This window comes from uncultured Ellagibacter sp., assembly GCF_934636505.1.
Lineage (GTDB): Bacteria > Actinomycetota > Coriobacteriia > Coriobacteriales > Eggerthellaceae > Ellagibacter.
Genome location: NZ_CAKUAL010000006.1, coordinates 43,355 through 52,575, shown reverse-complemented (window position 1 = coordinate 52,575; position 9,221 = coordinate 43,355). Strand labels below are relative to the sequence as shown.

Here is a 9,221-nt window from a genome sequence, read left to right as displayed (position 1 = left end):
AGACTGACCGCTTGCATCTGCTGCACGGCCTTGAGGCGATCCTGCTCGACATCGACAAGGCCATCGCGATCATCCGCGGTACGAAGCTTGAAGCCGACGTTGTTCCCAACCTTATGAAGGGCTTTAAGATCGACCAGGTCCAAGCCGAGTTCGTGGCGGAAATCAAGCTGCGCAACATCAATGAGGAATACATCATGAACCGCACGCGGGACATCGAGAAGCTTGAGGGCGATATCGCCGAGCTCAACGATATCCTCGCCAGTGAGGAGAAGATCAAAGACGTCATCCACGGCGAGCTGGCCGCGGTGAACAAGAAGTACGTCATGCCGCGCAAGACCGGCCTCGTCGAGCCTTCCGAGATCGTCGAGGTGAACCTCGAGCCCGAGGTTGAGGAATATCCCGTCACCATGATGCTCTCTCGCGACGGCTATCTGAAGAAGATGACCGACCGCGTGCTGCGCAAGGCCGCAACGCTGAAGTACAAGGACGGTGACGAGCCCTTCATCGAGTTCGACTCCTCCAATACCCACGACCTGCTCGTGTTCACCAACCACTGCCAGGTCTACAAGTGCAAGGTCGCCGCGTTCGAGGACACCAAGTCGGCGCAGCTGGGGTCGTATCTGCCCACCGATCTGGAGATGGACGACGGCGAGGTTGTGACCTGGGTTATCGACCCCGATGACTACAAGGCAGACGCGCTGTTCGTCTTCGAGAACGGCCGCGTCGCGCGCGTCGCGCTGTCCGGGTACGCCACCAAGACGAATCGCAAGCGCTTGAAGAACGCGATTTACGGCGGATCCAAGTTGCTCTACGCCCAGGTGCTCAAAGAGGACCGCGACCTCGCGCTCGTGTCGAGCGACCATCGCCTCGTCAACTTCAATACCTCGCTTCTGCGGACGAAGACCACCAACAGCACGCAGGGTGTGCAGGCGCTCACCGTCAAGGGGAGCCGCACGGTGGCCATGGTCGGCAAGGCGGAGGAATTCTTGGGCGGGGAAGCGTCGCTTGAGAAGTTCCGCGCCCAAAGCCTTCCCTCGGCTGGTGCTTCCATGAAGGATACAGACATGAGGAGCCTGTTCGATTAGGGGAATAGCGCGCCACAACTTCGGGGAAAATGTGGAGGGTCGTTGCCGATTTCGGGTGAAACTCGAGGGCAGCGACCCTTCTTTTCTTTGATGCGCAGCGCCTGCGCTAGAATGTTCGCCGCGGTATATGGCCGCAAGCGTTTTAGAAAGGAACAACGAAATGACGCGCAAGATCGACATCTTTGACACCACATTGCGCGACGGCGAGCAGTCTCCCGGCGCCTCCATGAACACGGAAGAAAAACTGGTGGTCGCGCGTCAGCTACTACGTATGAAGGTCGACGTCATCGAAGCTGGTTTCCCCATCTCAAGCCCTGGTGATTTCGAAAGCGTCCGCCGCATTGCCGAGCTCGCAGGCGACGATGCGACGGTTGTCGGCCTCACACGCGCCGTCGAGAAGGACATCGACCGCGCGGCCGAGGCGCTCAAGTACGCCAAGCGCCCGCGCATCCATACCGGCATCGGCGTGAGCCCGAGCCATCTGCACGACAAGCTGCGCATCACCGAGGACCAATGCCTCGAGCGCGCCGAGCACTGCGTGCGCTATGCCAAGAAATACATGAACGACGTGCAGTTTTACGCCGAGGACGCCGGCCGTTCCGACTACGACTTCCTCGTGAAGGTCATCCAGCGCGTCGTCGATGCGGGCGCGACCGTCGTCAACATCCCCGACACCACGGGATACTCGCTTCCCGCCGAGTTCGGCCGCCGCATTGCGTATCTTATGGAGAACGTGCGCGGCATCGAGAACGTCACCGTGTCGGTTCACTGCCACAACGACCTCGGCATGGCGACCGCGCTTGCGCTCGAGGGCGTGAAGAACGGCGCGACCCAGATCGAGTGCACGATCAACGGCCTCGGCGAGCGCGCGGGCAACACGGCGCTTGAGGAAGTCGTCATGGGCATCCGCATGCACGGCGAGGAGCTCAACGCGCACACCGACATCAACACGCGGGAGTTCGCCAAGGCAAGCCGTCTTGTCTCCTCGATCACGGGCATGAGCGTGCAGGCGAACAAGGCAATCGTCGGCGCTAATGCGTTCGCACATTCCTCGGGCATCCACCAAGACGGTGTCCTTAAGAAGCGCGACACCTACGAGATCATCGACCCTGCAGACGTCGGAGCAGGCCAGAGCCAGATCGTCCTTACCGCACGCAGCGGACACGCGGCACTTAAGCATCGCCTTGAGGAGCTCGGCTACGAGTTCGAGGGCGACGCGCTCGACAAGGTCTACGAGGACTTCTTGAACCTTGCCGACAAGAAGAAGGAAGTCTATGACGAGGACCTTGAGAGCCTCATTCACGAGCGCGACCGTCAGGTGAGCGCCATCTTCCAGCTCGAGGGCGTGCAGATCTCCTGCGGCACCGACATGATCCCGACGGCGACCGTCACGCTGCGCAACCAGGCCGACCAGGTCGTCACCGCATGCGATTTCGGCACCGGCCCGATTGACGCGATGTATAAGGCCGTCAACAAGATCGTGCAGGTTGAAAACGACCTGACCGAGTTCTCGGTGCAGTCCGTGACCCGCGGTATCGATGCGCTCGGCGAGGTGACCATCCGCGTTACCGCACCTGATGGGGAAGTGTACACGGGCCGCGGTGCCGACAACGACATCGTCGTGTCGTCCGCCCGCGCGTACGTGAACGCCTTGAACCGCCTGCTTAACGACAAGCGGGAGCATCAGCAGAAGTAGCCTTCCGGTTTCTTATCATTTACTCTAGTGTTGGGCGGCGCTCTTGTCGGACGCCGCCCTTTTAGCGGGCGCACCAGCGCCGCATTGGCCACAACGGAAAGGACGCGCGAATGGACAAATCGCTGCTCGACTCGCTTGCCGCAATCGTCGGCGAGGAGAATGTGCGCCCCTTAGAGTCTCTTGCGCCGCACACCACCTTCAAGATCGGCGGACCCGCCGATGCTTTCGTGTCACCGCGCAGCGTTGAGGAGGTGTCCCAGGTCGTGTGTGCCTGCGAGCAGGCGAGCGTGCCCTGGCGCGTCATCGGCTGTGGAAGCGACCTGCTCGTTGCCGATGAAGGGGTCGAGGGCGTGGTGATCGAGGTTCGCGACAACCTCTCCTCGATTCGCGTGGAGGGCGCGTGCATCGTTGCCAGCGCGGGTGCGACAAACGCCGCGGTTGCCGAGGCGGCATGCGCCGCGGGGCTTTCGGGCTACGAGTTCGCCTGCGGCATCCCCGGCACCGTCGGGGGCGCCGCCATCATGAACGCAGGTGCCTACGACGGTGAGTTCTCGCAGGTGTGTGCCCACGTCACGTGCGTGACCCCCGAGGGGCGCATCGTGGAAGTGTCCCGCGAGGAGGCCGACTGGTCGTATCGTCACAGCATGTTCGACGCGGCACGCTATGTCGTGGTTGCAGCAACGCTTGAGCTTGCGCCGGCAGATCCCGCCGCCATCAGGGCGCGCATGGACGAGCTTACCGCCAAGCGCGAGGCGAAACAGCCGATCGACATGCCTTCTGCGGGAAGCACTTTCAAGCGCCCGGAAGGCCACTTCGCCGCAGCACTCATCGACCAGGCGGGGCTTAGGGGGCTTGCTATCGGCGGCGCCCAGGTTTCTACCAAGCACACCGGCTTCGTCATGAACGCAGGCGACGCGACGTCGGCCGACGTGCAGGCGCTCATCGCCGAGGTGCAGCGGCGCGTGCTCGAGTCGTCGGGGGTCGCCCTCGAGCCCGAGGTGCGCATGTGGGGCCGCGGGGCTTAAGCGTCAGGCACCGCTTGCCGCCCAAATTGTGGCGAACTTGCGCGATGCGGGGGATGACGCTAGCCAGAAGCACCGTTTCTATGGTATAAACTAAACACTATGCGCAGCGGCGCGCATCATACTTTCGCTTCTTTGAGAAAGTGGGCTTTGCCCGCTTTCTTTGTATGTTAGGGCGAAAAACGCCGCTGGGCAACGAAGCGTGCAACGAAAGCGTTGAAGGAAGGAGGCGACATGCTCACCGCCAAAGAGCAAAAACTGCTCGACGCGCTCGAGCCGACGGCCGCTGCCAGCGGGGTCGAAATCGTGACGCTTGAGATCATGGGGTCGAAGAAGGCCCCGACGATCCGCGTCTTCATCGACACCGACGAGGGCGTGAGCTTCGATGAGCTCGCAAGCGCCCAGGTGTGGATCAACCGCATCATGGACGAGATCGACCCGTTCCCGGGAGCCTACATGCTCGAGGTTTCCTCTCCCGGAATCGACAGGCCCCTTCGCACGAAGGAGCACTTCGCCCGTTTCGCTGGCGAGCAGGTCGTGGTGAAGACGTCGTCTCCTATCGATGGACGCAGCTCGTTTACGGGCACGCTCGAAGGTTTGGAAGGCGATGACGTGATCGTCGAGGTCGACGGCTCGCGCATCGCTATCGGTTATTCGCTTATCAAGCGCGCTCACGTGGTGGGCGCCGTTGACTTCAGCTAAGAAAGGAAGCGACTGGACGTGGCTAACTCTGAACTGATCGAAGCGCTTCAGGCTCTCGCTCATGAACGCAAGATTGACGAGTTCTACCTGATCGAGCGCTTGGAGGCATCGCTCGCTAAAAGCTATCAGCATATTCTCGACCTTGAATGGGACGCGCGCGTCACCATCGACCGCCAGACGGGCAAGATCTATGTCTACGAGCTTGTTCCCGTTGGCGAGCCCGATCCCGAGACCGGCGAGTACGCCGAGTTCACCGAGCGCGACGTGACCCCAGACGACGTGAGCCGTATCGCGGCGCAAAACGCCAAGAGCGTCATTTCCACGATTGTTCGCGAAGCGGGTCGTCAGTCTATCTACCAGGAGTTCTCGCGCCGCGTGGGCGATCTCGTGACGGGCACCGTGCTTCAGGGAACCCCCGACTTCACCATCATCAAGATTCGCGACGGCGTCGAGGCCGAGCTTCCGCACTACGACCTGAAGCGTTTCCCCAACGAGCGCAACGAGCGCCCGAACAACGAGCACTATCGTCATAACCAGCGCCTGAAGGTGCTGATCATCGACGTGCGCGACCCTGCGAGCGATCTTCCCAAGGCCCGTGGCGACCAGGCGCGCCCGTCCATCATCGTGTCCCGCACGCACCCTGACCTCATCCGTCGCCTCTTCGAAATCGAGGTCCCGGAAATCTATGACGGCGTGGTAGAAATCAAATCGATCGCCCGTGAGCCCGGCGCCCGCTCCAAGGTCGCCGTCGCCTCCCGCGAGCGCAACCTCGACCCGGTCGGTGCCTGCGTCGGCCCGAAGGGCAGCCGTGTGCGCATGGTCGTCGAGGAGCTGCGCAACGAGCGCGTCGACGTCATCCAGTGGAACGAGGACCCGGCGGTCTATGTCGCCAACGCGCTTTCGCCTGCGAAGGTGACGAAGGTCATCATCGACGAGGAGAACAACTACGCGACCGTCGTCGTCCCCGACGACCAGCTTTCGCTCGCCATCGGCAAGGAGGGCCAGAACGCCCGTCTCGCGGCGCGCCTGACCGGCTGGCACATCGACATCAAGAGCGCGAGCTTCGCTGGAGCGCCGCTTCGCAACGAGAACATCCTCATCGACGAAGACGAGATCGAAGACGATGAAGAGGGCTTGTGTGCCTTTGTGGACGAAGACGGCAACCGCTGTCGCAACCATGCACGACCCAACAGCCGTTTCTGCGGTATCCACGCCGAAATGGAAGACGCGCTCTAAGCGCGCGGGGATTGCGGGAGCGTACAATGGACCAGACGACACCGGCAAAGAAAAAGCAGCGTACCTGCGTTGCCTGCGGTGCGACCGACACGAAGCGCGCGCTTCTGCGCATCGTTCGCTCGCCTTTGGGCGTCGTGTCCTTCGATCCTTCGGGTCGAGCTCCCGGACGCGGTGCCTACGTATGCTCCGCGGAGTGCTTTGCCGCTGCACGCAAGGCGGGTAAACTTGACCGAGCGCTTCGCACGAAGCTCGGTGAGCAGGATTTAGAGCGCATCGCCGGCGAGATGTCTCGCGACACGAGCCGTTGCGTCGGAAGAGAATAAGAGGAGTGGTACATGGCCAGCATGCGAGTACATGAATTGGCGAAAGAATTCGATATGACGAGCAAGGAATTGCTCGACCGGTTGCATGAGATGAAGATACCGGCGAAAAGCCATGCGAGCATGCTTGCCGATGCCTACGTCGATAAGATTCGGAAGAACCTGTCTCCTGAAATCAAGCAGCGCGCTGGCAAGATCGATGCCGAGGAAGCGAAGCAGCTTGCCGAGGAGAAGGCGCAAGAAGAGCGCAAGAAGGCCGAGGAAGAGGCCAACCGCCGCGCTGCCGTCGAGAAAGAGCGTGCGCTTCGCGAAGCTGAGCGCGCTCGCCGCGAGGGCGGTGCCCCCAAGGGCGAGGCTCGTTCCGAGCAGCCGAAGCGTACGCCTAAGAAGGCTCCCGTGAGCAGCGGCTTCGAGGGCCTTGCAAGCCAGATCGAGTCCGAGAAGGAGCGCGTCGCGCGCGAGAAGGCCGAGGCACGCGCCAAGGCCCGTGCTGCAAAGATGGCAGCAGAGGTCGCTAAGAAGCAGGCGGTCGAGGAAGCGCTTCGCTCCCGCGGGAAGAAGTCTTCCAAGCCGGCGACGCAGCACAAGGGTCCGGCCCCCGTGCTCACGCCCAAGAAGTCTTCCAACTTCAGCTCGCTGCTTTCCCAGATCGAGTCCGAGAAGCAGCGCATCGAGGCGCAGAAGGCCGAGCAGGCCAACAAGCCCAAGCCCGAGCGCTCCGAGCGTGGCGGCAAGAAGGGCGAGCGTGGCGGCAAGAAGGGCAAGCGTAGCAATGTCGTGCAGGTCGTTCCCGAGCTCGAGAACCAAAGCCAGGGCGAGGATCGCTATGCCCAGATGGCCGTACAGGCGGAGAAGCTCCAGCGCGACAAGGTGCTTGCCGAGGCGCGCGCCGCTGTGGCCGCTGCGAACTCGCATGAGGGCGAGGGCCGCCGCAAGAAGCGCAAGGAGAAGCGCCAGGCGGAGGCTCGCGAGCGCATGGAGATGGAGGCCATCCAGAAGGGTCTCGATCCCACGCTCGTGCTCGATGACTCCGTCGTGGAGATTCCCCAGGGCGCCAACGTCGCCAAGTTCGCCGAGCTGCTCGGCGTGCAGCCCAACGACGTCATCAAGCGCCTGTTCATGCTCGGCCAGGTGCTGACGCTCACCCAATCCATGTCCGATGACCTCATCGAGCTCATCGCCGACGACATGGGCCGCAAGGTCCGCGTTGTTTCCCCCGAGGAGGAGTACGCCGTCGTCTACCATGACTCCGAGGAGGACTTGAAGCCGCGTCCGCCCGTCGTTACCGTCATGGGTCATGTCGACCACGGCAAGACCTCGCTGCTCGACGCGATTCGCCATACCGGCGTTGCCGCAGGTGAAGCGGGTGGCATCACCCAGCATATCGGTGCATCCATCGTGAACATCGAGGGTCGCCAGATCACCTTCATCGACACGCCGGGCCACGAGGCGTTCACCGCCATGCGTGCCCGCGGCGCTCAGGTGACCGACGTCATCGTGCTCGTCGTCGCCGCTGATGACGGCGTTATGCCGCAGACCATTGAGGCAATCAACCATGCCAAGGCTGCCGATGTACCCATCGTCGTCGCGGTGAACAAAATCGACAAGCCCGGTGCGAACCCCGACCGCGTTCGCCAGGAGCTCGTCGAGCATGGCGTCATCCCCGAAGAGTGGGGCGGCAAGAACATGTTCGTCGAGGTTTCCGCGAAGAAGAAGCTCCACATCGACGACCTGCTTGAGACCATCCTTCTCCAGGCCGACGTGCTCGAGCTCAAGGCGAACCCCGATGCCGAGGCATCCGGCTACGTCATCGAGGCGAATCTCGACAAGGGCCGTGGCCCGGTTGCGACGGTGCTCATCCACCGTGGCACGCTGCACACCGGCGACACCGTCGTCGCGGGCACGTCCTACGGCCGCGTCCGTGCGCTCATCGACCCGCGCGGCAAGCATGTTGATTCCGCAGGCCCCGCAGACCCGGTCGAGATCCTCGGCCTAAACAGCGTTCCCACCGCAGGCGACGAGTTCCGCGTGTTCGAAGACGAGCGCGATGCTCGCAAGCTTGCCGAGGAGCGCGCGCTGCGTGCACGCCTCGCCGAGCAGGAGACGAAGTCTCACATGAGCCTCGACGACCTGTTCAGCCGCATCGAAGAGGGCAAGCAGACCGACCTGAACCTCATCGTGAAGGCCGACGTCCAGGGCTCGATCGAGGCCCTGCGCGACGCCTTCGAGAAGATGGACCAGTCCGAGGTGCGCATCAACATCGTGCACTCCGCTGTCGGCGGCATCACCGAAACCGACGTTACGCTCGCAGCTGCCTCCGATGCCATCATCATCGGCTTCAACGTTCGCCCGACTGGCAAGTCGAAGCAACAGGCCGAGAAGGAAAAGGTCGACATCCGCCTGTATCGCGTCATCTATCAGGCGATCGAGGACATCAACGCCGCACGCGTCGGCCTGCTCTCGCCCGACATCGTCGAGGAGGACACCGGCGTTGCCGAGATCCGCGAGACCTTCAAGGTGCCCAAGGTCGGCACGATTGCGGGCTGCTACATCACCGACGGCGAGCTCCATCGCGACGACAAGGTGCGCATCGTGCGCGACGGCACCGTCGTCTTCGAGGGCGAGATCGCCAGTTTGCGCCGCTTCAAGGACGACGTTAAGTCGGTCAAGCAGGGCTACGAGTGCGGTATCGGCATCAGCGGTTACCAGGACCTCAAGGTGGGCGACACCATCGAGGGCTACATCGTCAAAGAGGTCGAGCGCACGGAATAGGAGGTCGGCATGAAGCAAGGATCTTCCAGCCGCAAAGTCAACGAGCAGGCGCGCGAGGTCATCGCGAGCATCCTCCTGTTCGATATATCCGACCCCGAGCTGTCGATGGTCACGATCACCGGCTGCGAGGTGTCGTTCGACCGCAGCGTGTGCAACGTGTACTACTCGACGGACAAGCAGCGCTACGACAAGGTGGGCGAGGCGTTCACGCGTGCGAGCGGGCGCATTCGCTCGCTTATGGCGCGCCGTCTCTCTTGGCGCGTTGCCCCCGAGCTGCGCTTCATGCTCGATCGAAGCGTCGACACGGCGGAGCGCATCGCCGGCGCCTTGGCGCGCGAGTCGCAGCGTCCGCCGGTCATCGTGAAAGAGGAAGAAGAGGGCGAGTAGC

At 62.5% G+C, this 9,221-nt stretch carries 8 protein-coding genes; all 8 read left to right on the top strand.

Going from position 1 to position 9,221, the window contains the following annotated elements; all coding sequences use genetic code 11:
- Positions 1–1,085, top strand: a 1,085-nt coding sequence (locus Q0G18_RS01550) for a DNA gyrase subunit A (protein ID WP_366768879.1), incomplete at its 5' end; no start/stop codon positions are given.
- Between the two features lie 160 nt (positions 1,086–1,245).
- Positions 1,246–2,781 carry a 2-isopropylmalate synthase gene (locus Q0G18_RS01545; protein WP_296058976.1) on the top strand — a complete coding sequence of 512 codons (1,536 nt, stop codon included), beginning with the start codon at positions 1,246–1,248 and terminating at the stop codon, positions 2,779–2,781.
- 110 nt (positions 2,782–2,891) lie between these two features.
- Positions 2,892–3,806, top strand: coding sequence for a UDP-N-acetylmuramate dehydrogenase (gene murB / locus Q0G18_RS01540; protein WP_297148875.1), 915 nt, complete (start codon positions 2,892–2,894; stop codon positions 3,804–3,806).
- Positions 3,807–4,037: 231 nt separating this feature from the next.
- Positions 4,038–4,505, top strand: coding sequence for a ribosome maturation factor RimP (gene rimP, locus Q0G18_RS01535; protein ID WP_297148873.1), 468 nt, complete (start codon positions 4,038–4,040; stop codon positions 4,503–4,505).
- An 18-nt stretch (positions 4,506–4,523) separates the two neighbouring features.
- Entirely contained in the window at positions 4,524–5,741 is a 1,218-nt protein-coding gene (gene nusA / locus Q0G18_RS01530; protein WP_297148871.1) for a transcription termination factor NusA, read from the top strand.
- Positions 5,742–5,767: 26 nt separating this feature from the next.
- Entirely contained in the window at positions 5,768–6,064 is a 297-nt protein-coding gene (locus Q0G18_RS01525) for a YlxR family protein (protein WP_158048469.1), read from the top strand.
- A 12-nt stretch (positions 6,065–6,076) separates the two neighbouring features.
- Positions 6,077–8,833 carry a translation initiation factor IF-2 gene (infB, locus tag Q0G18_RS01520; RefSeq protein ID WP_297148868.1) on the top strand — a complete coding sequence of 919 codons (2,757 nt, stop codon included), beginning with the start codon at positions 6,077–6,079 and terminating at the stop codon, positions 8,831–8,833.
- A 9-nt stretch (positions 8,834–8,842) separates the two neighbouring features.
- Positions 8,843–9,220 carry a 30S ribosome-binding factor RbfA gene (rbfA, locus tag Q0G18_RS01515; RefSeq protein WP_276998541.1) on the top strand — a complete coding sequence of 126 codons (378 nt, stop codon included), beginning with the start codon at positions 8,843–8,845 and terminating at the stop codon, positions 9,218–9,220.
- Position 9,221 lies beyond the last annotated feature (1 nt).